The sequence below is a fragment of the Streptomyces sp. NBC_00466 genome, assembly GCF_041433995.1.
Classification (GTDB): domain Bacteria; phylum Actinomycetota; class Actinomycetes; order Streptomycetales; family Streptomycetaceae; genus Streptomyces.
Window position 1 is genome coordinate 3,473,225 of record NZ_CP107896.1, and the last position, 24,276, is coordinate 3,497,500.

General features: G+C 72.0%; 17 protein-coding genes, 2 tRNA genes and 1 riboswitch (1 of these 20 running past the window's edge). Of the genes, 12 read left to right on the top strand and 7 right to left on the bottom strand.

Features of this window, described 5'->3' with window-relative positions; all coding sequences use genetic code 11:
- The first annotated feature begins 100 nt into the window (after positions 1-100).
- From OG210_RS15415 to OG210_RS15455, 9 genes are all read left to right on the top strand, one after another.
- Complete coding sequence (locus OG210_RS15415; RefSeq protein WP_328328631.1) at positions 101-451, top strand: metallopeptidase family protein; 351 nt, start codon at positions 101-103, stop codon at positions 449-451.
- Between the two features lie 197 nt (positions 452-648).
- Positions 649-1,269 (top strand): hypothetical protein, encoded by a 621-nt coding sequence (locus OG210_RS15420; protein WP_328328629.1) that lies wholly within the window; start codon positions 649-651, stop codon positions 1,267-1,269.
- A gap of 184 nt (positions 1,270-1,453) precedes the next feature.
- Positions 1,454-3,742 carry a DEAD/DEAH box helicase gene (locus OG210_RS15425; protein ID WP_328328627.1) on the top strand — a complete coding sequence of 763 codons (2,289 nt, stop codon included), beginning with the start codon at positions 1,454-1,456 and terminating at the stop codon, positions 3,740-3,742.
- Between the two features lie 230 nt (positions 3,743-3,972).
- The gene (locus tag OG210_RS15430) at positions 3,973-4,347 is read left to right on the top strand and encodes a VOC family protein (RefSeq protein WP_328328625.1); all 375 of its coding nucleotides are present in this window, start codon (positions 3,973-3,975) and stop codon (positions 4,345-4,347) included.
- A gap of 132 nt (positions 4,348-4,479) precedes the next feature.
- Positions 4,480-4,552 (top strand) — tRNA-Lys (locus OG210_RS15435).
- Positions 4,553-4,700: 148 nt separating this feature from the next.
- Positions 4,701-4,774: transfer RNA gene (locus tag OG210_RS15440), tRNA-Met, on the top strand.
- A 177-nt stretch (positions 4,775-4,951) separates the two neighbouring features.
- Positions 4,952-6,100: a PP2C family protein-serine/threonine phosphatase gene (locus OG210_RS15445; RefSeq protein WP_328328623.1), complete on the top strand. Its 1,149-nt coding sequence runs from the start codon at positions 4,952-4,954 to the stop codon at positions 6,098-6,100.
- Positions 6,101-6,324: 224 nt separating this feature from the next.
- Positions 6,325-6,465, top strand: a riboswitch (cyclic di-AMP (ydaO/yuaA leader).
- A gap of 11 nt (positions 6,466-6,476) precedes the next feature.
- The gene (locus OG210_RS15450) at positions 6,477-7,538 is read left to right on the top strand and encodes a M23 family metallopeptidase (protein ID WP_328328621.1); all 1,062 of its coding nucleotides are present in this window, start codon (positions 6,477-6,479) and stop codon (positions 7,536-7,538) included.
- A 245-nt stretch (positions 7,539-7,783) separates the two neighbouring features.
- Positions 7,784-8,728 (top strand): aldo/keto reductase, encoded by a 945-nt coding sequence (locus tag OG210_RS15455; protein ID WP_328328619.1) that lies wholly within the window; start codon positions 7,784-7,786, stop codon positions 8,726-8,728.
- A gap of 66 nt (positions 8,729-8,794) precedes the next feature.
- On the opposite strand, the gene OG210_RS15460 is transcribed toward OG210_RS15455, so the two are convergent.
- The 4 genes from OG210_RS15460 to OG210_RS15475 all read right to left on the bottom strand — a co-directional run bounded on the left by OG210_RS15460 (position 8,795) and on the right by OG210_RS15475 (position 13,983).
- A complete protein-coding gene (locus tag OG210_RS15460; protein WP_371537049.1) occupies positions 8,795-10,255 on the bottom strand; it encodes a PrsW family intramembrane metalloprotease in 1,461 nt (486 codons plus the stop codon).
- Positions 10,256-10,331: 76 nt separating this feature from the next.
- The gene (gene trmB, locus OG210_RS15465) at positions 10,332-11,135 is read right to left on the bottom strand and encodes a tRNA (guanosine(46)-N7)-methyltransferase TrmB (RefSeq protein ID WP_328328617.1); all 804 of its coding nucleotides are present in this window, start codon (positions 11,133-11,135) and stop codon (positions 10,332-10,334) included.
- A gap of 38 nt (positions 11,136-11,173) precedes the next feature.
- The gene (gene lhgO / locus OG210_RS15470; RefSeq protein WP_328328615.1) at positions 11,174-12,490 is read right to left on the bottom strand and encodes an L-2-hydroxyglutarate oxidase; all 1,317 of its coding nucleotides are present in this window, start codon (positions 12,488-12,490) and stop codon (positions 11,174-11,176) included.
- 71 nt (positions 12,491-12,561) lie between these two features.
- Entirely contained in the window at positions 12,562-13,983 is a 1,422-nt protein-coding gene (locus tag OG210_RS15475; RefSeq protein ID WP_328328613.1) for an MFS transporter, read from the bottom strand.
- A gap of 571 nt (positions 13,984-14,554) precedes the next feature.
- Between OG210_RS15475 and OG210_RS15480 the strand changes: the two genes are divergently transcribed.
- Positions 14,555-16,636, top strand: coding sequence for an asparagine synthase-related protein (locus OG210_RS15480; protein ID WP_328328611.1), 2,082 nt, complete (start codon positions 14,555-14,557; stop codon positions 16,634-16,636).
- A gap of 86 nt (positions 16,637-16,722) precedes the next feature.
- Here OG210_RS15480 and OG210_RS15485 read toward each other — a convergent pair whose 3' ends face one another.
- Both OG210_RS15485 and OG210_RS15490 read right to left on the bottom strand, forming a co-directional pair.
- Positions 16,723-18,645: a sigma-70 family RNA polymerase sigma factor gene (locus tag OG210_RS15485; RefSeq protein ID WP_371537055.1), complete on the bottom strand. Its 1,923-nt coding sequence runs from the start codon at positions 18,643-18,645 to the stop codon at positions 16,723-16,725.
- 364 nt (positions 18,646-19,009) lie between these two features.
- Positions 19,010-19,789 (bottom strand): helix-turn-helix domain-containing protein, encoded by a 780-nt coding sequence (locus OG210_RS15490; RefSeq protein ID WP_328328607.1) that lies wholly within the window; start codon positions 19,787-19,789, stop codon positions 19,010-19,012.
- A gap of 326 nt (positions 19,790-20,115) precedes the next feature.
- Between OG210_RS15490 and OG210_RS15495 the strand changes: the two genes are divergently transcribed.
- Complete coding sequence (locus OG210_RS15495) at positions 20,116-21,504, top strand: NAD(P)/FAD-dependent oxidoreductase (RefSeq protein ID WP_371537058.1); 1,389 nt, start codon at positions 20,116-20,118, stop codon at positions 21,502-21,504.
- Positions 21,505-21,649: 145 nt separating this feature from the next.
- Positions 21,650-23,329, top strand: coding sequence for an ATP-binding SpoIIE family protein phosphatase (locus tag OG210_RS15500; protein WP_328328605.1), 1,680 nt, complete (start codon positions 21,650-21,652; stop codon positions 23,327-23,329).
- A 45-nt stretch (positions 23,330-23,374) separates the two neighbouring features.
- Here OG210_RS15500 and OG210_RS15505 read toward each other — a convergent pair whose 3' ends face one another.
- Positions 23,375-24,276, bottom strand: the 3' portion of a protein-coding gene (locus OG210_RS15505; RefSeq protein ID WP_371540314.1) for an MFS transporter. The gene runs 367 nt beyond the window's last position; the window shows 902 of its 1,269 coding nt (coding positions 368-1,269); its start codon lies off the right edge, out of view — the gene reads right to left on this strand; its stop codon occupies positions 23,375-23,377.

Genomic DNA, 24,276 nt, shown 5'->3' on the forward strand with positions numbered 1-24,276 from the left:
GCCGTAGTCGGTCGGCGGCGGCCATTTGTGCGGTATGCCCACGCGGCGGAAGTCCCATGCGGACCCGGCGCATACGAGGGAACTACGGGACAATGGGCGGGTGCTGGAGATGACGCGTGAGGAGTTCGAGGAACTGGTCGCCGAGGCGCTGGACCGCATCCCGCCGGAGCTGACCCGGCTGATGGACAACGTCGCGGTGTTCGTCGACGACGAGCCCGGGCCCGACGACCCGGAGCTGCTCGGTCTCTACGAGGGGACACCGCTGACGGAGCGCGGCGAGTGGTACGCGGGTGTCCTGCCGGACCGGATCACCGTCTACCGGGGGCCGACGCTGCGGATGTGCTCATCGCGCGAGGCGGCGGTGGCCGAGACGGAGATCACCGTGGTGCACGAGGTCGCGCACCACTTCGGGATCGACGACGAGCGGCTGCACGCGCTGGGGTACGGCTGAGCGACGGGCGGCGGCACGCACGGGGTACGGCTGAGCGGCGAGCGGTCGCACGCGCTGGGGTACGGCTTGCCGGGGGCGGAGGTGACCGTGCGTACGGACCGGACGCCGGGCGTGTCCCTTCCGGGGGCCGGGGAGTTGGGCAGGGCGGTCCCAACCGGTCCGCTCCCGCAAGACCGCTCCCCCCGGAGGTGCGCCCCGTGCGCCAGTTGCCTGTCCCCGCCCGGTTGATCGCCGCCGTGATGACGGTGGCGGCTTCGGCGGGCTGTATGAGCGTCACCGACCACCCCGGCAGGCCCGCGCCGTCCGCCACGAAGGGGACGCAGCGCACGGACGCCCGGCCGGACGGCGCGGGCGCCGCCCCCGACAGCGGTGGGCGCGACCGGGTGCACGGCGGCACGGCCGACGGGAGTGACGAGGGCCCTGACGGACGGTCGGCGCAGGGGGATTCCGCCCGGAAGACCGCGAGCGGGAGCAAGGCCGGGACCGCGGGGAAGGACGGCGCGGGCGCGGACCCCTCGGCGGACCCGTCGGCGCCGGGTGCCCGGCGGTCGCCCCGGCCCGGACACTCGCGGCCGCCCGCGGGCGGCAGGCCGTCCGGCCGTCCGGCGCCGCCCGCGGGCAGTGCCTCGCCGCCCGGGCAGCCTTCGGACCCGCCGCGTACCAGCCCCACACCCGGTCCGGGCAGCTCGCCGCCCGGGGCCACGACGACCCCGTCCGTCGGCCCCGCCAAGCGGTCCGAAGCGATGCTCATCCCGCTGGCATCGCCGCAGGTGGGGCCCATGCAGCAGGCCGGGTTTGCCAGAAAGGGGGAAGGGTGAGTATGGTAGTAGATCGTTTGATCCCATTGCCCGGCGCCACTGTGTCTCTTGATCAGCAAGAGGCGAAGAGCGCCCCGAGGCGCGTTCTCTCCCTTACCGTGACTGGTCCGCATTGAGGCGGTCGAAATAGCGATTCACGGAGTTATGGGCGCGTGCCGAAACTCCGGAAGGTTTCGCATTTCGCATGTCCAATTTCAGTTCTGACCACGCCGTCATGCCCGAGAACGACGAGATCGTCGCCGACGCCGAGGCTGTCGTGGTCGAGGCCGAAGAGGCCGTCACCGAGGCCGTAGCCGCCGAGGACACCGCCACTGAGGCCGCAGTCACCGACGAGACCGCCACCGACGAGACCGCCGCTGGTGAGTCCGTCGCCGACGAATCCGTCACCGACGAAGAGCCCGCCGAGCCGACCGTGACCTTCGGGTCGCTCGGTCTGCCCGACGGCATCGTCCGCAAGCTCGCCCAGAACGGCGTCACCGCGCCCTTCCCGATCCAGGCAGCGACCATCCCGGACGCCCTGGCCGGCAAGGACATCCTGGGCCGTGGCCGTACCGGCTCCGGCAAGACCCTCTCCTTCGGTCTTCCGCTGCTGTCGACGCTCGCCGGCGGGCACACCGAGAAGAAGAAGCCGCGCGGCATCATCCTCACCCCGACCCGTGAGCTCGCGATGCAGGTCGCGGACGCTCTCCAGCCGTACGGCGACGTGCTCGGCCTGAAGATGAAGGTCGTCTGCGGCGGTACGTCGATGTCCAACCAGATCTACGCCCTGGAGCGCGGTGTCGACGTCCTCGTCGCCACCCCGGGCCGGCTGCGCGACATCATCAACCGTGGCGCCTGCTCGCTCTCCAGCGTCCAGGTCGCCGTCCTCGACGAGGCCGACCAGATGTCCGACCTGGGCTTCCTGCCCGAGGTCACCGAGCTGCTCGACCAGATCCCCGGCGGCGGCCAGCGCATGCTCTTCTCCGCCACCATGGAGAACGAGATCGGCACGCTGGTCAAGCGCTACCTGACCAACCCGGTCAGCCACGAGGTGGACAGCGCCCAGGGCAACGTCTCGACCATGTCGCACCACGTCCTCGTCGTGAAGCCGAAGGACAAGGCGCCGGTCACGGCCGCCATCGCCGCCCGCAAGGGCCGCACGATCATCTTCGTACGGACCCAGCTGGGCGCCGACCGCATCGCCGAGCAGCTCGTCGAGTCGGGCGTCAAGGCGGACGCGCTGCACGGCGGTATGACCCAGGGCGCCCGTACCCGTGTGCTCGCCGACTTCAAGGACGGTTACGTCAACGCGCTCGTCGCGACCGACGTCGCCGCCCGCGGTATCCACGTCGACGGCATCGACCTGGTCCTGAACGTGGACCCGGCCGGGGACCACAAGGACTACCTGCACCGTTCGGGCCGTACCGCCCGCGCCGGCAAGTCCGGCACGGTCGTCTCGCTCTCGCTGCCGCACCAGCGCCGCCAGATCTTCCGGCTGATGGAGGACGCGGGCGTCGACGCCACGCGCCACATCGTCCAGGGGGCCGGGGCCTTCGAGCCCGAGGTCGCCGAGATCACCGGTGCCCGTTCGCTGACCGAGGTCCAGGCCGACTCCGCGAACAACGCCGCCAAGCAGGCGGAGCGCGAGGCCAAGGACCTCACCCGTGAGCTGGAGCGCATCCAGCGCCGTGCGACCGAGCTGCGCGAGGAGGCCGACCGCCTGGTGGCGCGTGCCGCCCGCGAGCGCGGTGACGACCCCGAGGCCGCTGTCGCCGAGGTGCTGCAGGCCGCCGAGGCCGAGATCGCGGCCGCCGTACCGGAGCAGCCGAGGGCGGAGCAGCGCGAGGAGCGCCGCGACGACCGCGGCAACTTCGGGCGCCGTGACGACCGTGGCGGCGACCGTGGTGGATACCGCGGCGGCGACCGTGGTGGTGACCGCGGCGGCTTCCAGCGCCGTGACGACCGCGGTGGTGACCGTGGTGGTTTCCAGCGTCGTGACGACCGTGGCGGCAACGGCGGTTTCCGTCGTGACGACCGTCCGTCGGGTGGCGCCGGTGGTGGTTTCCGTGGCGGCGAGCGTCGTGACAACGACCGTCCGTCCGGTGGCTTCCGTGGTGGCGACCGCCGCGACGACCGTGGTGGCAACGGCGGCGGCTTCCGCCGTGACGACCGTCCCTCGGGCGGTTTCCGCGGTGGCGAGCGTCGTGACAACGACCGTCCGTCCGGTGGCTTCCGTGGTGGCGACCGCCGCGACGACCGTGGTGGCAACGGCGGCTTCCAGCGTCGCGACGACCGCCCCTCCGGCGGCCACCGCGGCAGCGACCGTCCGTTCAACCGCGACCGCCGCGACGACCGCCCCACCGGCGGCTTCCGCTCCGGCAGCAGCGACCGTCCGACCGGCCGCCGCGACGACCACCGCACGACCGGTACGGGCACCGGTACCGGTTCGTTCGGCCGCCGCGACGACAAGCCGCGCTGGAAGCGCAACGGCTGAGTCACCTGCCCGGCGTGAGCCGGAACCGGTGAGCTGCCGAATCCGGCTCGACCAGAGAAGCGGGCTCCTCCTTCGCGGAGGGGCCCGCTTCTCTTTCTCCGCGTCCGGTGCCGGCCGTTGGCTTTCGCCGCCCCCGATGACTTTTGACCTCGCGGGCGGTCATGACCATGTGGGCGCAGCCGCGCCGCACACAGGCGAGCACGACCGAAGACGAGAGGGAGGCACACCTCATGGCAGCCCCTGGCAACATCAACGGACTGGGCGTCATTCTCGGCAGTACGGACCCCGAACCGCTCATCGAGTGGTACCGCGCCGCGCTGGAGCCGCTGGGGGCCCGCTGGGAGGGCCACATGCTCGTCGTCGGGCAGCAGGCGATCATCGGATTCGACCGCCGCGACGACGTGGCGGACAAGGCCGCGGAACCCGGCAGGCAACTGGTCAACCTCATGGTGCGCGACATCCGTGCGGCCGAGAAGCACTTCAACACCCTCGGCGTGACCTGGATCAGGCCGGTCGAGGACACCGGGGGCGGCTGGTTCTTCTCCACCCTGCTGGACCCGGACGGCAATTACCTCCAGGTACTTCAGGGCCCCGGGACGCCCTGAGCCGCAGTACCCCCGTCCCACGACTCCGCCGACGGCCCGCACCGGCCGACGGCGGAGTCCGACGTGCCCGGCGGGGGATACCCGATCGGCTGCTGGGCACGCTCCCGCTATGCTCGGGGGGTGCGTCAGCACGGACCGTTAGCTCAATTGGCAGAGCAGTGGACTTTTAATCCATTGGTTGTGGGTTCGAGTCCCACACGGTCTACCGCTCGACAGGCCCCTGCCCTGCGCGTGAATGCGCAGGGCAGGGGCCTGTTCGCGTGTGCGGCGCCACCGGGATCAACTCCGTGCGGCCGAACGCGCGGTAATGGTCAGAACCACCCCCGCGCATGGCGTAGAGTTGTGTTTACCGACGCGGGGTGGAGCAGCTCGGTAGCTCGCTGGGCTCATAACCCAGAGGTCGCAGGTTCAAATCCTGTCCCCGCTACTCAAGATCGAAGGCCCAGCACATCACGTGCTGGGCCTTCAGTCGTTTCTCAGCGCTGCTGCCCGTTTCTCCCTTCCCCCACTTGGTCGATGCCGAATCGCACACCGGCGTGGGTGCGGCCAGCCTGGTGGGGCGCGGTACCGTCCGCCGCTTTGTGGACCGGGCAGGAGGGTACTGGTGGGGCAGCGAGAGGACTCGGGCTGGGCGCGTCGGTTCGTCCGGGCGCTGCCTGCCGTGCTGATCGTGGGCGGGGTGGTCTTCGACCAGCTGACGCCGGCCGCGTTCACGGCTGCCCCGTTCTTCGTCGCCGCGCCGGTGATCGCCGCCCCGCTCTTCTCGTACCGGGCCACGCTGATCACGGGGATCACCGCGGTGCTGGCTCTCGTGGGGCTGCATGGCTACGACGACACCTCGGCCAAGGCCTCGGCGGTCACGGAGCTGATCACCGTCGTCACGCTGTCCGTCGTCGCGCTCGTCATCAACCGCGTCATCCGGGTCAGCGGCGAGGAGCTCGCGTCGGCGCGTGTGGTGGCGGAGACCGCACAGCGTGCGGTGCTGCCGGTGCCTTCCGAGCGGATCGCCGGGCTGCACATCGCGGCGCGGTACGAGGCGGCGCAGGCCGGCACCTTCATCGGCGGCGATCTCTTCGCCGTGCAGGACACCCCGTACGGGGTCCGGCTGGTGGTGGGTGACGTGCGGGGCAAGGGGCTCGGCGCCGTCGAGGCGGTGGCCGTGGTGATCGGGGCCTTCCGGGAGGCCGCCGAGCAGGAAGCGACGATCGAGCAGGTCGCACAGCGGCTGGAACGTGCGCTGACCCGTGAAGGCGTGCGGCGGGAGGGACTTGACGCCTTCGAGGGGTTCACCACTGCGGCGCTCGCCGAGATCCCGCGCGGCGACCAGGGCCGGATCCGGCTGCTCAACCGGGGCCACCCCGAGCCGCTGCTGCTGTACGCGGACGGGGGCATCCACGTCCTCAGGCCGACCGACCCCGCTCTGCCGCTGGGGCTGGCCGATCTGGCGGCCTGGCCGGACCGGGCGGACGAGACGGAGTTCCCGCCGGGGGCCACGCTGCTGCTCTACACCGACGGCCTGTCCGAGGCGCGGAACGCGCAGGGGGACTTCTACGAGCCGCAGGAGCGGCTGCGCGGCCGGATCTTCCCGGGGCCCGAGGAACTGCTGACGGCGGTGACCGATGACGTGCGGCTGCACACGGGCGGGCGCTCCACGGACGACATGGCGCTGCTCGCGGTGGGCCGTCCGGGCCTGGGGCAGCCGGACCGGAGGAGGACGGTGGGGATCGTCCACCGGGAACAACACGATGCGTAGTCGAAGGACACCCCTCCGCATAACATTTGACGCACCATCAGGAACTCGATGTTTCGCGGCGACTCCTGAAGAGTGATCAAGTCGCCCGAATGCGCCCCTCTATGCCCCGTTAAGTGCAGGCCAAAGCCGTTAACGATCAGTCGGAACAGCTTGGAATCCGGCCCTCGCGTCTATTAACGTTCGATAACGCAGCGCGGTTGTCCCAGTCGTCGAAGAGGCGGCACCGCGCGCACGCGCCGAATCCCGCAAGGGAACCGGGGAACCACCAATTGGGGTGAATCGGGCTTCTCCGTAAGGGCTGCCCGTAGGAGACCTTCCTGCTCCGAACCCGTCAGCTAACCCGGTAGGCGGTAAGGAAGGAAAGGAGTGCGCCTCCGTGGCGTCCAACAACCCTGCCCCCGAAACGCTTTACTTCCCGAACGACGATGCTCCAGGTTTCGGCGGTGAGGACGGCACGTTCGACGAGTGGAACCCCACTGAGGATTCCCTCCGTTCGGTCCGTGGTAAACACCGTGTCGCCAAGCAGCGCGGCGGACTCGCCCGCAGTTCGACGGTCCTCGGCGTCGGCGTGATCGCAGCCGTCGGCGCGGGCGGCATGGCCAGCGCTCAGAGCAAGCCGCCGGTCGCGATCTCCCTCCCCGACCTTCCGCAGTCCGTCAAGGACAAGCTGCCGGACGCCGAGTCGCTGCCCGGCGTGGGGACGCTGATCTCCGACATCGGCGGCGGCTCGTCGCACCACGGCGGTACGGAGACGGGCGCCGCCGACGCGGCGCTCACCACCGCTGCGGCCAACGGCAAGAGCGGCGCGGACGCGGGCGAAGCCCTCCGTGCCCGGATTCTCCAGCAGGCCGAGCAGCAGCAGGGCGCGGTCGAGGACGAGGCCAAGGCGGCAGCCGAGAAGGCAGCTGCGGAGAAGGCGTCGGCGGAGGCCGCGAAGAAGCAGGACGAGGCGGCTGCCAAGGAGAAGGCGGCCAAGAAGAAGGCCGAGGCGGAGGCCAAGGCCAAGGCGGAGAAGGAGCGGCTCGCCAAGCTGGCGGCCAGTTACTCGCTCCCCGTCTCCTCGTACACCCTCACCTCGCGGTTCAACGACGGCGGTTCGATGTGGTCTTCGGGCCACCACACCGGCCTCGACTTCGCCGCCCCGACCGGTACCCCGATCAAGGCCGTGCACAGCGGGACGGTCAAGTCGGCCGGCTGGGCCGGGGCGTACGGCTACCGCACGGTCATCACGCTCGACGACGGTACGGAGCTGTGGTTCTGCCACCAGTCGTCGCTGGGGGTCAGCGCCGGCCAGAAGGTCAGCACCGGCGAGGTCATCGGCCGGGTCGGAGCCACCGGCAACGTCACAGGACCGCATGTGCACCTGGAGGTCCGCCCGGGCGGCGGCGACCCGATCGACCCGATGACCTGGCTCCAGGGCAAGGGCCTCAACCCGTAACCCCCAGCGGGTGACCGGCTGAACTCCCGCACGGGCTTCCAGCCCCCGCGCGTACCGCTGATGTACGGCGTCCCCGCACCCCGGCAGTCCTGACGGCACATCCCCCGACGTCAGGGCTGCCGGTTCGCTGTATGCGGGCATGTACCCGGGTCCGTCCCATGCGTACGCCCGGTCCGTCCCGCGCGTACGGCCGGCCCGGCTGAAACAGCGGAATAGTGCCGGGCCGCCGCGGGGTTGACCGGCATATGACTTCTCTGCGCGCACTCGGCTCTTCCGGCCTCAAGGTCTTCCCGCTCTCCCTCGGTGGCAACGTCTTCGGGTGGAGCGCCGACGAAGACCAGTCCTTCGAGGTGCTCGACGCCTACACCGCCGTCGGCGGCAACTTCATCGACACCGCGGACACGTACTCGGCGTGGGTGCCCGGAAACAAGGGCGGCGAGTCCGAGACCGTCATCGGTAACTGGCTGGCCGCGCGGGGCAACCGCGCCGACGTGGTGGTCGCCACGAAGGTCGGTATGCACCCCCAGTACCGGGGGCTCTCGGCCGGGAACATCAAGGCCGCCGCCGACGAGTCGCTGCGCAGGCTGCGCACCGACTACATCGACCTCTACTACACGCACCTCGACGACGAGTCCGTCCCCGTCGAGGAGATCATCACCGCTCTCGACGATCTGGTGAAGGCCGGCAAGGTGCGCGCCATCGCCGCGTCCAATGTGAGCGCCGAACGGCTCGACGCCTCCATGGCGTTCTCCGAGGCCGAGGGGCTCGCCCGGTACGTCGCTCTCCAGCCGCACTACAACCTGGTCTCCCGCGACACCTACGAGGGCGGTCTCCAGGACGTGGCGGACCGGCACGGTCTGGCGGCCGTGCCGTACTACGCGCTGGCCTCCGGATTCCTCACCGGCAAGTACCGGCCCGGTGTGGACGTCGACAGCGTGCGGGCCGGCGGTGCGGCGCAGCACCTGGAGACCGAGCGGGGGCCGAAGGTCCTGGCCGCACTCGACAGGGTCGCCGCGGCGCACGGGGCCGAGGTCGCGACCGTCGCCCTGGCGTGGCTGGCGGCCCAGCCGACCGTCGTCGCGCCGATCGCTTCGGCGCGTACGGTCGGGCAGCTGCCCGCGCTGACCGCCGTGGCCGAGCTGACGCTCACCGACGCCGAGGTGGCGGACCTGACCACGGCCTCCGCCTGAGGAACCGGATCCGGGCGGAATCCGGATCGGGGCGGGAACCGGATCCGGCCCGTGGTGCCGCCGGGGTCAGTGCTGGTACGGGTTGTAGCCGCCGTAGTGCAGATGCGGTGGTGGCACCCGTACCCGCCCGGTCGCCTCCGCCGCGTAGAGCAGCGCGGGTCCTGCGATCTCCTTGCGCTGCCAGAGGTGGTGCAGCAGTTCCTGCTCGCGCGCCTCGAAGTCCGGGGCGGGCACGCCCCGGTGGGCCCGGTGCCGCAGAAAGGCGAGGGTCGTCGCGAAGGCCTCGTACTCGGAGACCGCGCGGGACGCGGCCCTGGCCCGTGACTTCGCGTCGGCGTGTGCGGGCGGCCGGTGGTACGGGCTCCGGCCGTACGGATCGGAGGGGTACGGGCCCGGGCCGTGCGGGGCCGGGTGGGGGCCCAGGTACGGGCTGGTCGCGCCGAACCCTCCGCCGAACGTACGTGCCGCGAAGCTGCGCGCCATGGCGCGCGCCCGCATCGACGAGAGCGCGAGCGGCTCCGCCGGGGCCAGCCAGCCCGCCGCCGCGTACGCGGGCAGCTCGGCCGATATCGTGCGCAGCTCCCGCTGGCGGGTCCAGATCGCCAGCCAGGTGATCGTCCCGAAGAGCGGGAGCATGAAAGCGCCGTAGACCAGATAGAAGCCGTAGGTGCCGAAGGCCGACGAGCTGTTCCACAGGGCGTGCATGCCCATGGCGCAGAGGAGGCCGAGCAGCGGCGGTGCGGTCCGGCGCAGCCGCTGGTGCTCGGCGGCCAGCGCCGCGATGCCGAAGCCGATGCCGGTCAGCACGGTGAACAGCGGGTGGGCGAAGGGCGAGAGGACGACCCGGACGAAGAAGGTCGCCGCCGTCACGGACGGAACGCCCGAGAACCCCAGCGACTTGTCCTCGCCGAAGGCGCTGCCGAGATACAGGATGTTCTCGGTGAAGGCGAAGCCGGTCGCGGTAAAGCCCGCGAAGACCACACCGTCCACGATCCCGGTGAAGTGGCGTCTGCGGAAGAGGAAGATCAGCAGGATCGCCGTGGCCTTCGCGCTCTCCTCGACGATCGGCGCCACCACTCTCGCCCCGAGGGTGTCCGCGCTCTTCGGATCCGCTGTGGCGGTCGCTATCCAGTGCGTGGCGAAGGAGTTGGCGATGATCGCGACGAGCGCGGCGGCGCACGCCCCCCAGGCGAAGGCGAAGATCAGGTTGCGCCAGGGCCCCGGATCGACCCGGTCCAGCCAGCGGAAGGCCGCCATGAGCAGCGGCACCGGGAGCACGGCCAGACCTATGCCGACGAGGAAGCCCTCGGTCCCGGTCTGTTCGCGGACCAGCGAGAGGATCAGCAGGCCGCAGATGGCGAGAACGATGATCACCGCTGTGGCGCGCAGCGCCTTGCTCCGCCAGAAGTCCCTGCGGGGGGCATAGCGCCAGTGTGCACGCGGTGGAACGGCGTCGAAGCGCGGCTGCTCCTCGTACACCGGGACCACCGGATGGGCCGCCCCGGGCGGCACGCTCGACTCGTACACCCGATTGAGCCTAACGAGCGGCACTGACAACCGCGACGCCGTACCGGGATTCCGTGCTGGGCCCGGCGGACAGGCCCTAGTCGGTGCTGTGGCCGCTCGGGCGGTCGTTGCGGCGGAACAGCAGGTCGTGGACCGCGTGCCCCTTGTCGAGTCCCTGGCCCTCGAACCTGGTCAGCGGCCGGAAACCGGGCCTCGGTGCGTAGCCGCCGTCCGGCGTGGTGTTCTCGAAGCAGGGGTGCGCGGTGAGCACTTCCAGCATCTGCTCGGCGTACGGGACCCAGTCGGTCGCGCAGTGCAGGACGGCGTCCGGCGCGAGCCGGGCCGCGGCCAGGTCGAGGAACTCGGGCTGGATCAGCCGCCTCTTGTGGTGGCGGCTCTTGGGCCACGGGTCGGGGAAGTACACCCGCAGTCCGGCGAGCGAATCCGGCTTCAGCATCTCGCGGAGCAGGATGATCGCGTCGCCGTTGGCCACCCGGATGTTGGACAGCCCGTTCCGCTCCGCGAGACGCAGCAGGTTTCCCTGGCCTGGGGTGTGCACATCGGATGCGAGGATCCCGGTCGACGGGTCGGCCGCGGCCATCTGCGCGGTGGCCTCGCCCATGCCGAAGCCGATCTCCAGGACGACGGGGAGCCCGTCGAACAGGCTGGGCAGATCGAGGACCCGCTGTCCGTCGATGTCCAGGCCCCAGCGCGGCCACAGCCGTTCCAGAGCGTCGGCCTGCCCGGTCGTGACGCGGCTGCGGCGCGGCTGGAAGCTGCGGATCCGGCGCTCGTGGTGGGAGCCCGCGGGGTCGGCCGCGGGCCCGCCGGGGAAGCGCGGCTCGCCCTTGGCGCGGTGGGGCGGCGAGGGCTCGGGTGAGGGGTTCAGGAGATCGGACACAGTGCCCCCGATTCTACGGTCCCGGCCTTCAACGGTCCTCAGGCCCGTACGCCCACCGAGGCCAGCGCCCTGCGGGCGATCTCGCGGCCGATCGGCAGGGCTGCCGTCGCGGCCGGTGAGGGGGCGTTCAGTACATGGACCGTGCGCGGTGCCTCCCGGATCAGGAAGTCGTCGACCAGCGTGCCGTCCCTGAGCACCGCCTGGGCCCGCACCCCGGCGGGCGCCCGGCGCAGATCCGCCTCATCGACGGCGGGCAGCAGCCGGCGTACCGCCTCGGTGAAGGCGCGCTTCGACAGCGAGCGGTGCAGCTCGCCCGCCCCGTACCGCCAGTGGCGGCCCGCTATCCGCCACGCGCCGGGCCAGGCCAGCGTCGTACCCAGCTCGGCGGGGCGCACGGTGCCCCAGTCGTACCCCTCGCGGGCCAGCGCCGGTACCGCGTTCGGCCCGACGTGGACCGTGCCGTCGGTGCCACGGGTCAGATGGACACCGAGGAAGGGGAAGGCCGGGTCCGGCACGGGATAGACGAGGCCGCGCACCAGGCCGGGGCGGGTCAGGGTGTAGTACTCCCCCCGGAAGGGCACGATCCGCATTCCCGGGTCGTCGCCCGCGAGCCGTGCGATCCGGTCGCAGTGCAGCCCCGCGCAGTTGACCAGGGCCCGGGCCCGGATCACCGCTCCGTCGGACGTGGCGACCGCGACGCCTTCCGGGCGCCGCGCTATCCGGACGGCCTCGGACCCGCACCGGACCTCGGCCCCCGCCGACTCCGAGAGCTCCGCGAGGCGCGCGGCCACCGCGCCGTAGTCGGCGATCCCGGTGGTGGCGACCCGGATCGCGGCCAGTCCCCGTACCTCCGGCTCGTCCTCGGTGATCTGGGCGGGGCCCAGCTCCCGCACCGGAATCCCGTTCTCCCGGCCGCGCTGGGCCAGGGCGTGCAGCCGGGGCAGCTCGTCCCGCTCCGTCGCGACGATCAGCTTGCCCGTCACCGCGTACGGCAGGGAGTGCTCCGCGCAGAACTCGGTCATCTCCGCCGCGCCGCGCACCGCGAACCGCGCCTTCAGGGAGCCGGGCCGGTAGTAGATCCCGCTGTGGATGACCCCGCTGTTGCGGCCCGTCTGATGGCGGGCGGTGCGCTGCTCCTTCTCCAGCACCACGACCCGTGTGCCCGGCGCGGACCGCGTCAGGGCGTACGCCGTCGACAGGCCGACGATCCCGCCGCCGATGATCAGCACGTCGCAGTCGAAACCACGGCTGTTGCCGGCACCGCCGTGGCCGCCACCGCTGTAGCCACCGCGACGAACGCCACCGCCGCCACGAACGCCGGTGCCGCCGCGCGTGCTGCCGTTCCCGAAAGACATCGCACCTCCTCCCTGCCCCGATAGTGCACTGGCCCACTGACAATGCCCTCAAACCAGGGGGAAGGACCGTTCTACGCGGGCGCCACCAGAAGTGGTCTGGCCCGCTCGCGTAACTCCACCACTCTCGGCTCGTCGCCGTACGGCTCAAGACGGTGCAGCAGATCCCGTACGTACTCCGTGGTGCGCGCCGACGAGATCCGCCCCGCGACCTCCACCGCCCGGGTGCCGGCGGCGCACGCCGCGTCGAGGTTGCCGGACTCCAGCTCCGCCACCGCGCTCACCACAAGGCGCAGCCCGTGCGAGCGGACGAACTCCTCGGTCGGCTTCGACAGCGCCTGCTCGGTGAAGCGCCGCACCTGACGCGGGGCCTTGAGGTCGTGGTAGCACTCGGCGGCGTCGGCGGCGAAGCGGTCGTACGAGTAGAAGCCGAGCCAGGACGGATCGGCGTCGCCTTCGCGTGAGCGCTCCAGCCAGCCCTCCGCCGCCTTCAGTGCCGCGCCGGCCGCCGCCGAGTCACCGGCGCGCGCGTGCGCCCGTGCTTCCACCAGTCGGAAGAAACTCATCGTGCGGGCCGTCGCGAGGCCCCTGTTGCGCTCGACCGCCGCCTGCGCGAGGTCCACTCCCTCGTCCCCGAAGCCGCGGTAGACGGCCTGGAGGGACATCGAAGCCAGGACGTATCCCCCCAGCGGGACATCGGCGGCGGCGCGGGCGAGCCGCAGCGCCTGGATGTAGTAGCGCTGGGCGGCCTCCTGCTGGCCGGTGTCGAACGCCATCCACCCGGCGAGCCTGGTCAGTTCGGCGGTCGCGCCGAACAGCCCGCGGCCCACCTCGTCGGAGTACGAGCCGAGGAGCAGCGGAGCCGCGTCCACCCGCAGGCACTCGGGCACCATCGACGAACGCCAGTCCCCACCGCCGTACTTGGAGTCCCAGCGCCGCGCGTCCTCGGCGGCCTCCCGCAGTTTGGTCACATCGCTGTGTCCGACGCGCAGCGCGGCCGGGTCCGCCAACTCGTCGGCGCCCCGCTCCACCGAGGAGTCGGCGGGTGTTATCAGCCACCGTGATGCGGGTGTCGCATATGCCGTGACCGCGAACGATCCCGCGAGCGACTGCCATATCCCGCCACTTCCGGCCCGGCGCCCAGCGAGATCCAGCCGGTACAGATCGGTCGCCGACACCACGGCCGAGCTGACGTCGCGGTGGAAGGCGAGCCCGACCTCGGGGGCCGGATCCGCGTCCGCGAGTCCTATCTCGTGCAGCGGTACGGGCCGGCCCAGCTTGGCGCCGATCGCCGCCGCGATCAGATGGGGCGCGGCGCCCTGGGGCACCATGCCCTTGGACACCCACCTGGCCACGGACGTCTTGTCGTACCGAAGCGTCAGGCCGCGCTGGGCGCCGAGGTCGTTGACCCGTCGCGCCAGTCCGGCGTTGCTGATTCCCGCGACGGCGAGAACGGTGCCGAGTTTGTCGTTCGGCCCGCGTAGCTCCCTGGACATGCGCCACCCCTCGACACACAGACGGCCGCCGTGTCGCGGCAACTCCTCTTGTCCGAGAAGCCGTGCACGGCATTCGTAAACCCAGCGTAGTTCGCCGCATCCCTACCGTTAAGGGGTGATGTTCCGGATGGCGGGATTGTTGCCCGCACGGAGCGCTCTCAATCGCGGCCCGTGCTCCCGGTGTGTGGCCGTGCGCCCGGCCGTGCGCTCTGGCCCGGCCGTTCGGCGAGGTCTTCCATGTGGAGTGCGTGGGTCGGCCCACTGCACAGGATCCAGTGGGCTGGGGGATACGGCCGCCTCAATCCCCGCGGGCGGCCGGCCGGTCCGGGAGGCGTGTGGCGTCTCCCGGGCCGAAGCGCTGTACGGCCTTTCGGTCACGGGTCCTGCACAGATGCCACTCCGCCAGAATGGCCGGATCACGACCCTCGTTGGGCAAGACCGATTGGCCTTTGCCGGGGGCGCATTCGCATCTGGGTGCGCGCTTCCGTACCCCCTCCGGTACGCCGTTGTCATGGCAGCATGGTCCTGAACGCCCTCGGCGTTCAGTTGTCCACAGCCTGTGGAGGCGGCGATGCGGTGGTTGGTGGGGTGGAGCAGTACTGCCGCGAGCTTCGGCACGGCCGGTTCGGTGGGCGGCCCGGACGAGGGGCGCACGGTCCACCCCGTGGGCTCGCAGCTGCTGTGGGGCGATCCCGACCCCCTCTGGGCGGTCGGTGACTGGCGGCCGGACGAGGTGCGGGTCATCTCGGTCGACCCCTTCACCCGCCTTGCGGTACTGGGCTGTTGCGCCGCGACGGACGAGGAACTGCGGGTCGGCCTGTTCGCCGCGCGCGGCGGCGCGCTGCGCCATCTCACCGCCTGGGCGGGCAGTTACACGGTCGTCGTGCAGTCCGGGCGCCGAGTCACCGTCATCGGCGACCTGGCCGGTGCGCGGCCCGTCTTCCACACCCCCTGGGCCAACGGCACCGCGTACGCCACCGCGGCCCTCCCCCTCGCCGACCTGGTCGAAGCCCAGCTGGACATCGGCCACTTGGCCGCGCTCCTCGCCTGCCCCGACGTGCCCGAGGCGCTGCGCGACTCGACGCCCTACGCCGGGGTGCGGCGCATCCCGCCGGGCCACGCCCTCATCCTGCGCGACGGCTCCCGGGAGATCACCGGGTACGAACAGGTGGCCTCGCTCGCCGTGGCCGCCGCCCAGGTGGACCCGGACCGGGCCGTGGACGGCGTACGGGACGCGCTCGTCGAAGCCGTACGCGCCCGGCTCACCGCCCCGCGCCACGCCCCCGAGACGCTGCCGCCCGATCCAGGACCGGTCCCGGGGATGGGCCCGGCCGAACGGCGCGCCGCCCGCGGGGCCCCGGCGCCCGCCGCCGGTATCGGCGCCGACCTCTCCGGCGGCAGCGCATCCGCCACCCTCACGCTCCTCGCGGCCGGGCTGCCCGGAGTGCCGGGCACGATCCTCGGCCACGGCACGGGCGCGGGCGAGCGCCTCCTCGCCGTCACCTTCAACGACCTCTCCGCGCGGGGCCACGGGCCCGAACTGGAACGGGCGGGCGCCATCGCGGCCAACCCGAGACTGCACCACGTGGTCGTCGCGGGCGGCGAAGAGGCCCTGCCGTACGCCGATCTGGAGTCGGGCCCGCTGACCGATGAGCCGGGCCCTTCGCTCATCACATCGGAGCGCCACCGCCTGCGGCTCACCGCGGGCAGCGCGGACCACCTGGTGGGCGACGGCGCACGGCAGGTGCTCGACGCGCACCCCGCGCGCCTGGCCGACCTGCTGATGGACCGCCGCAGACGTCATCTGGTCAAACCTGTTGCCGCGTTGGCCAAGGCGGACGGCTCCGTCCTCATCCCCTTCACCGTCTACCGCGCCGCGCGCAGACTGGCCCGCACCCCGTACCGCGCGGGCATCGAGGAGGCGGCCGTCCGGCTGCGCGACCGCGATGTCCCGTACGCCGCCGAGGGTTCGACGCTGGACGCCTCGCTGGCCGCCCTCACCTGGTCACGGCCGGGGCCCGCGGCCCGCTGGCTGACCGGTGAGGCGCTCGCCGAAGTCTCCGTACGCCTCCAGGAGTCGGCGCTGCGGCCCACCTCGGTGCAGCGCCCCGGCGAGGCCCGCGCCCGCGCGGCGCTCGCCCGGTACGCGGCGGACCACCGGATCTTCGAACAGGCGGCGGAGGTACGGAGCCAGCGGCTGCACGCGCCGTTCCTCGACAACCAGGTGGTACGGGCGGCCCGGCTGCTCCCCGAATCGCTGCGGGTCCAGCCCGGCGCGCGGGCCGAGATCCTCCGTACGGTGCTGGCGGGCGCGGGCATCCACGATCTGCCGGACGGCTGGGGTGCCCCGTCCCACACCACCGCGAAGGCCACGTTCCACCGTGGGCTGCGTGCCTCGCTCCCCTCGCTGATCGCCCTGTTCGACGCCCCGCTGCTCGCGGACGCCGGCCTGATCGAGGCCCGGGTGGTCCGCAAGGCGCTGCGTGCGGCGGCGGAGGGGGAGCGGCTGCCGCTCGACGGGCTGGCCGACCTGGTCTCCACGGAGCTGTGGCTGCGCAGACTGCTGGCCAGGCGCGGCAGTTGCTGGACGGGGACAGCGGCACCGAAGCAGCGGGCGGTGGCGGGCGGGGTCGTACCCCGGCGGAGCCTCTGAGGGCTCGCGGGGCTCGCGGGGCTTGAGGGCTTGCGGGCTTGCGGCTAAGGGGGCTCGCGAGGCTGCGGGGCCGGGGTGGGTCCCGGTCAGCTGCAGCTGATCTGTGACTGCGCCCAGTCGGCCACCGCCACCGAGCCGAACGGTCCGCTCCGTTCGACCACCAGCCGGAGCGTCCGGTGGCCCGCGATCCCGACCCGCACGTGCACGGCCGGATCCCTGCCGTGCACCACGGGCGAACTCCACAGCAGGGACCCGTCCCCGTACACCGAGAAGCGCACCGCACCGAGCCCGAGCGACATGTCGTCGATGCCGGCCAGCGCTTCGTAGGTGGAGCACTGGCGGTTGAGCTGGACGGTCACGCTGGACGGGGCGTGCACGCTGATGCCGCGGTTGTACTCGGTCCCGCGCATGGACAACTGACGGCGCTGCCACACCGGGCCGCTGTCCTTGAGGCTGAGCTCGGGATCGGTGTGGTCGCCGATGAGCGAGTACGCGAGCGCGGCGACCTGGTAGACGGCCGGTACGGGCGGCGGCGTCGGAGCAGGGGTGGGCTTCGGCGGTGGTGTGGGTTCGGGCGTCGGAGCCGGCGTCGGCCTGGGGGGCTTGGGCACGGCCTTCGGGGGCGGCGGCTTCGGCTTCGGCTTCGGGGTGGGCTTGGGCGCGGGCGCCGGGGGAGCGGGCGGTGCCTTCGGCCGCGGGGGCGGCGGCGTGGGCTTGGCCGGTACGACGGGCTGAGCGACCGGGGGCGCGGCGTGCGGCACCGGCCGGGGAGCGTCGCTGCCCGACAGCGCGAATGCCAGACCGGCGGCCGCCGCGACGACGACACCGGCGGCGATACCGGCCTTGGCGGGCACACCGAGCCCTTCGGACGCGGCAGCCGCCCCACCCGCCGAACTCCCGCCCGACGCCGCGGCGGCACCTGCCCCCGCGGCGCCCGCGGCCCCGGCAGCGCCGCCGGCGACGAGCCCGGCGGCCTTGAGGGCGGACCCGCCGGCGAACCAGCCGATGACCGCGATCGGAACGAGCCCGGGAATCCCGGCGTTGACGTCCTTGAGCTCGCCCGCCGCGAGCCGGCACTTGGCGCACTCCTCCAGATGCTTCCGCAGCCCCCGCTCGGCCCGCATCCGCAGGCCGCCGCGGGCGTACGCCCCGAGCCGGTCGGCGTACTGCGCGCAGTCGCCGCCCGCGGTGAGCGTCTGGCTCACATGGGCCTGGAGATAGGCCTGCTTGAGCCCTTCACGGGCCCGGCTGGCCAGGACCGCGGTGGCATTGGCCGTCAGCCCGAACAGCGGGGCGACGTCGCTCGGGGACTCCTCCTCCACGGTGGTGTGCCAGAGGACCGCCTGCCAGCGCTCGGGCAGCGACCGGAACGCCTCCATGGCCAGCGACTTCTCGGCGATCCGCATGGCCTGGACATCGGCGCCCAGATCCAGCGTGTCCTGGTCGGACACCTCGGACGACGAGGACCTGGCGGCCTGGTCGGCGAAGACGGCGAAGTCCTCGACCAGCTGCTCCCGCTTGGCGGTCTTCGTCCACGCCGCGGCGACCCGGCGCACCGTGGTCAGCAGATAGGCCCGCACCGCCTGCTCGGGTCCTGCCCCGCCCCGTACCGCCTGCAGCGTGCGCGCGAACACCTCGGCCGTCAGGTCGTCGGCGGTGTGCGCGTCGCGGCAGCAGGTACGGGCATAGCGGCGCACCGCGTCGGAGTGCCTGCGGAACAGCTCCTCGTAGGCGCTGTCGATGCCGTCGGCGCCGTCGGTGCCCTCCCGCATCTGCGCGATCAGCTCGGCGTCCGACGGCGGCAGGTCCAGGGAGCGCGGCGGCGGAAGTACTCCGCTGCCGCCGCCCTCACGCTGCTGGGGCACCGACCACTCGCCGCCCGGAGGCGGCCCGCCCTTCCCGGTTGCTTCTCCGGACACCTTCCCGGGCGGCTGCCCCGGGTCCTGTCCGGGCAGCGGCTGCGCTCCGCCGGCCTCGCCGAGTGGCTCGTCCCGCCCTTCAACGCTCATCGCGGAAAGCCCCCGTACGTACCTTGGACCAGAACACCGGCCAAGAGTGACACAGCGGGGGCTATAACCGGCCACCCGCGTTCGGCAACCACTCATCCGGGGAGTCTTCCCGAATCGGAGCACTAACTGTCACCCGTTAGGGGAAGGCTCAACCAGTTGTCCCCAGAGCCCGATTCTCCGCAGAGCCCGGATGAGTGATGCCGAGGCAACCGGCCGACTGCACAGCAGACGACTGGGACACAGCCCACTGCGAGGCAGCCGACTGCGACGCGGGTGCCGCCGATCAGGCCACTGCCGATACGCGCGCCGCCGACGCGGGTACGCCGTCAGCCATCAGCCATCAGCCATCAGCCGCACCCCGCGCTCACGCCGGACGCGACCGCAGACCCTCCAGCAGGATGTCCAGCAGCCGTGAGGACGCGGCCGCCTGCTGTGCCGAGTCGGGCAGTGTCGGCGCCGCCGTGGCTATCACCAGCAGGACGTCCGCCACGGTCACATCGCCGCGCAACTCACCCGCTGTGTGCGCCCGGTCCACCAGCCGGCCCACGACCTCCAGCAGCTCCACGGCCCCCGCGCTCTCGGCCGAGAGCCCGGGCAGCGCGCCGGTCGACGGCGGTTCCCCGGCGATCCGGGAGGCCGACCGCTGATGCGGTACGCGCGTCTCGTCCGTGGAGGCGTCAGAGCCCGCCAACGGGGGCCCGCCGAGGGCGCCGTCACCGATCTCGGCCGCTTCGGCCACCCCCACGCGCAGCACCTGGGGCGGCAGCAGCCGTCCCGCACCCGAAGCCACCGACGTCCGCAGGAATCGTGAGAGCGCGGACCACGGCTCGTCCTCCTGCCCAAGTGCCGTACGGGCCTGCTCCGTCAGGCGGGCGGTCTCCTCCTCGGCTATCCGGCTGACCAGGACGTCCTTGCTCGGGAAGCGGCGGTACACCGTGCCGACCCCGACTCGCGCCCGGCGTGCCACGTCCTCCATCGGTGCGCCGTACCCGAGCTCGCCGAACACCTCGCGGGCTGCCCGCAGTACGTGTTCCAGATTGCGCTGTGCGTCCACGCGAAGGGGCGCCGAGCGCGTGCCGGCGCCTGCCCGTCCATTGCTCTCGGCCGGGACAGCGGCCTGCCAACGAGCGTCCTGAATGTGCATATGCGATCCCCCGGTAATGATGTCTCCCCCCGGAGACTCCCCGCCTGGTCCCGCCGGGACCCAGACCCCACACCCCGGCGAACTACGAACATAGTTGAGCAAGGGGCGATTCAGAAGGGGGTAGTTCCGCACGGAGCGCCCCCCGATCGGAGTATGGGCCTGGACTCTCCCTATTCCACCCCGGTGACCACTGACCGTCCCCCCTGCTGACCTGCGGCCCTTCCCTTCACGAGGGGAAACGCTCCGCTGCGGCGCGCCGGTGTTCTCCGGTCACACAATTTGTCGGGCCTGTGGACAAAGTCGAGCGCCCGTTGCCTCATGGGACAGTGACTGCTCCCCTCTCCCCCGAGACGAACCCCGGGCCCGGCCAGGGACCCCGGACCGGCACGCGCATTCTCGTGGTCGGCGGCGGCTACGTGGGTCTGTACACGGCGCTGCGTCTCCAGCGGAAGCTGAAGGACGGCGAAGCGGAGATCACCGTGGTCACTCCCGACCCCTATATGACGTATCAGCCGTTCCTCCCCGAGGCCGCCGCCGGTTCCATCTCGCCCCGCCATGTCGTCGTGCCGCTCAGAAGGCTCCTCGACAAGTGCCGCATCGTCATCGGCGAGGCCACCGCCGTCAATCACGCCGAGCGCACTGCGACCGTGACCACCCTCGCGGGCGCCGATGACGGCACCGGCGCGACGGAGATCGCCTACGACGAACTCGTGCTGGCCCCGGGCTCCGTGTCCCGTACCCTGCCCATCCCGGGCCTCGCCGAGTACGGAATCGGCTTCAAGAGCATCGAAGAGGCCATCGGCCTGCGCAACCACGTCATCGAGCAGATGGACATCGCCTCGTCGACCCGCGACCCCGCGATCCGTGACGCCGCCCTCACCTTCGTCTTCGTCGGCGGCGGCTACGCGGGCGTCGAAGCGCTCGCCGAGCTGGAGGACATGGCGCGCTACGCGTCGCGTTACTACCACAACGTCGACCGCGAGGACATGAGCTGGATCCTGGTGGAGGCCGCCGACCGCATCCTCCCCGAAGTCGGCCAGGAGATGGGCGAGTACGCGATCCGGGAGCTGCGCAACCGCAACATCGACGTACGCCTGGAGACCCGGCTGGACAGCTGCGACCACCGGGTCGCCGTGCTGAGCGACGGCTCCCGCTTCCCCAACAGGACCCTCGTCTGGACCGCGGGCGTCAAACCGAACCCGGTCCTCGCCGCCAGCGACCTCCCGCTCAACGACCGCGGCCGGCTGCGCTGCACGGCGCAGCTCACCGTCGAAGGGACCGCCCATGCCTGGGCGGCGGGCGACGCGGCGGCGGTCCCCGACCTCACGTCGGACGAGCCCGGCGCGGAGACCGCGCCCAACGCACAGCACGCCGTGCGCCAGGCGAAGGTCCTCGCGGAGAACATCGTCGCCTCACTGCACGGCAGGCCGCTCAGCAACTACGAGCACACGTACGCGGGTTCGGTCGCCTCGCTCGGCCTCCACAAAGGTGTCGCCCACATCTACGGACGCAAGGTGAAGGGCTACCCTGCCTGGTTCATGCACCGCGCGTACCACCTGAGCCGTATACCCACCTTCAACCGGAAGGCCAAGGTCCTCGCCGAGTGGACGCTCGCCGGACTCTTCAAGCGCGAGATCGTTTCGCTCGGTTCGCTGGAACACCCGCGGGCCGAATTCGAATGGGCCGCCGGCGGCGACCGCCCGAAGCGGGACTGACGCCGACAGTGTCACCGGTCACACGGGGCGTGTGACCATAGGTGGGCCCAGACCCGCACAGAACACCCCGTACGACCCGGATTTCCCCGCCGGGTGAGCAGCAGGTCCCAGCCGTCCCGTCACGACAAACGAGGCTTGAAAAGCAGTGAACTTCACGCGCTGGAGCGCCCGGCTCCCCGGAACGCAGCGCCGCGCCGCCGCGCGGACCGACCACAGTTCCGTGCCAGCAGCCCGCGGTGAGTCCGGCCGGCCCCCGGACCGGGAAGCCGAGTTGACCGCTGACACCGACCGGCTCCCGGCGCTGGACGAGCTCTCCGTACGGGAGATCCTCGGCAGTCTGCCCGCACTGGTCGCCCTGGTGTACGGAACCGAGCACCGCGTCGCCTACGTCAACGACGCCTACACCGCGGCCTTCGGCCCCCGCTCCACCGGCGGGTGCGCGGCCGACGAACTGCCCGAACTCGCCGAGCTGGGGCTCCTCCCGCTGATGGACCAGGTACTCCGCAGCGGAACCCCTCGTACCGTCAAGTCCCGCCGGGTGCAGGCCGGTCCGGGCGCGGGCTCGTACAGGGTGACCTGCACTCCGGTCCCCAACCTCCCGGAGCACGGCGGGGTTCTCGTCTTCGCCGCCGATGTCTCCGACCACGCCGACGCCGCCGAACGACTGCGGACCAGCGAGCGCAGACAGCGCGAGACGGCAGTCACCCTCCAGCGCTCACTGCTTCCCCAGGAGCTGGAGCAGCCCGACGACCTGCGTATCGCGGCCACCTACCAGCCGGGCGGCACGGACGCGGCCGTCGGCGGCGACTGGTACGACGTGATCACCCTCGGCGCCGGGCGCACGGCCCTGGTCATCGGCGATGTCATGGGCCGCGGGGTCAGGGCCGCCGCGGTCATGGGCCAGCTCCGCACGGCCGTCCGTGCCTATGCCCGGCTGGACCTGCCCCCGCACGAGATCCTTCAGCTCCTGGACGGCCTCGCCTCCGAGATCGACCCCAACCAGATCGCCACCTGCCTCTACGCGGTCCACGACCCCAATGAGGGCCGCCTGGTCTACGCATCGGCCGGCCATCTGCCGGTACTGGTCAGGGACGAGGACGGCACGGTACGCCGCGCCGCAGACCCGACAGGTCCGCCGCTCGGGACGGGCGGCTGGCAGCACACGTCGGACTCGATCGCGCTGCCGCCCGGCTCCGCCGCCGTGCTCTACACCGACGGTCTGGTCGAGCGCCGGGGTGAGGACATCGACGAGGGCGTGGCCGCTCTGGAGCGCGCACTGTCCGGTGCGTCCGGTGCCCCGCAGGTCGTCTGCGACCGGCTGATCCGCTCGCTCGGCGTCACGGCCGAGCACGACGACGATGTCGCGGTGCTGGTCGTCCAGCACCCCGCGCGTACGGGCCCGGCCGCCGAGCTGTTCCACAACGCGGCGCTGGACCTGCTGGGCGGAGTGGAGGCGGCTCCCCGCGCCCGGGCCTTCGCCTCCGGCGTGCTGACGTCCTGGAGGTTTCACGTGGAACTTCACGACCTGGGAGTCCTGGCCGCCAGCGAACTCGTCGCCAACTCCCTCCAGCACGGCACCCCGCCGATGCGGCTGCGGCTGCGCAGGACCGACCGCCGGCTGATCATCGAGGTGACGGACGGCGATGACCACCTGCCGCGCCGCCGCCGCGCGGAACCCGCCGACGAGGCGGGCCGCGGTATCTCGATCATCGCGACGATCGCCTCGTCCTGGGGCTCCCGCCGTACACCGGGGGGCGGGAAGGCGGTCTGGTGCGAGTTCGCCCTCCCCGACAACACGGCGAACCGGCCGGCATCCCGCCCGTAGCCCCTGTATGCGGGCTGCGAGGGGCGAGGTGCCGGGGGCCGGCTGTCAGTGCGGGGCGGCCGCGGCCTCCGGCACATGCGTCGCCACGACCCGCGAACCGTGTCCGAGCGACGGATTGTTCTGTACGGGGGTGAGCCGCCGCCCGAGCCGCAGCGCCAGAGTGGTGATCCCGAGGGAGAACACCACGAAGGTCGCGATGTACAGCAGATGCATCGACGCCCCCATCGGCCCGCCGACCGCGGGCCCGATGGCCAGTGCCAGCTGCTTGACCAGGGCGAAGGCCGAGTTGTACTGACCGACCATGGAATCGGGCGCCAGATCGGCGACGAGCGGCGCGACGGTCGGCGACAGCATGGACTCACCGAGCCCGAACAGCGCGTACGTCGAGATGAACGCGGCCGTCGCCATGGCCTGGCTGCCGTGACCGAGCCCCGCGTACCCCGCGATGACCCAGGCGAAGGCCCAGATGAGCCCCACCGCGGCGATCACCCGCGAGCGCCGCCGCTTCTCCACGACCTTCAGCACCACGAACTGCGCGACGACAATCACGGCCGTATTGGCGGCCAGCGCGATTCCGAGCGTCGAGGGCTGAATTCCGGCGGCCTCGGTCCCGTATGCGGCAAGCCCGGACTCGAATTGGCCGTAACAAGCGAAGAAGACGACAAAGCCGAGCACGCAGAGCTGCACCATGGCGCGGTGCTGCAGCAGCGCACGCACTCCGCCGCCCTTGGGCTGCGGGGCCAGTTCCAGCCCCGGAGCGCGCGGCAGCCGGACGGACGCCGCGATCCCGGCGAGCGCCAGGAACATCGCGGCCTCGATGGCGAAGAGCAGCGTGAAGCTGCTGGGCCGGCTCGCGTCGACGATCTGCCCGCCGACGAGTCCGCCGATACCGAGCGTCAGGTTCTGCAGAAAGAACTGCATGGTGAAGGCGCGGGTCCGGGTGGACG

What these genes read in the sequence shown, in the direction of transcription:
- OG210_RS15485 (WP_371537055.1), bottom strand. Translation starts at nt 18,645, where the DNA reads ATGAGCGTTGAAGGGCGGGACGAGCCACTCGGCGAGGCCGGCGGAGCG.
- OG210_RS15430 (WP_328328625.1), top strand. Translation starts at nt 3,973, where the DNA reads ATGGCAGCCCCTGGCAACATCAACGGACTGGGCGTCATTCTCGGCAGT.
- lhgO (WP_328328615.1), bottom strand. Translation starts at nt 12,490, where the DNA reads ATGTCTTTCGGGAACGGCAGCACGCGCGGCGGCACCGGCGTTCGTGGC.
- OG210_RS15475 (WP_328328613.1), bottom strand. Translation starts at nt 13,983, where the DNA reads ATGTCCAGGGAGCTACGCGGGCCGAACGACAAACTCGGCACCGTTCTC.
- OG210_RS15480 (WP_328328611.1), top strand. Translation starts at nt 14,555, where the DNA reads ATGCGGTGGTTGGTGGGGTGGAGCAGTACTGCCGCGAGCTTCGGCACG.
- OG210_RS15490 (WP_328328607.1), bottom strand. Translation starts at nt 19,789, where the DNA reads ATGCACATTCAGGACGCTCGTTGGCAGGCCGCTGTCCCGGCCGAGAGC.
- OG210_RS15425 (WP_328328627.1), top strand. Translation starts at nt 1,454, where the DNA reads ATGTCCAATTTCAGTTCTGACCACGCCGTCATGCCCGAGAACGACGAG.
- OG210_RS15455 (WP_328328619.1), top strand. Translation starts at nt 7,784, where the DNA reads ATGACTTCTCTGCGCGCACTCGGCTCTTCCGGCCTCAAGGTCTTCCCG.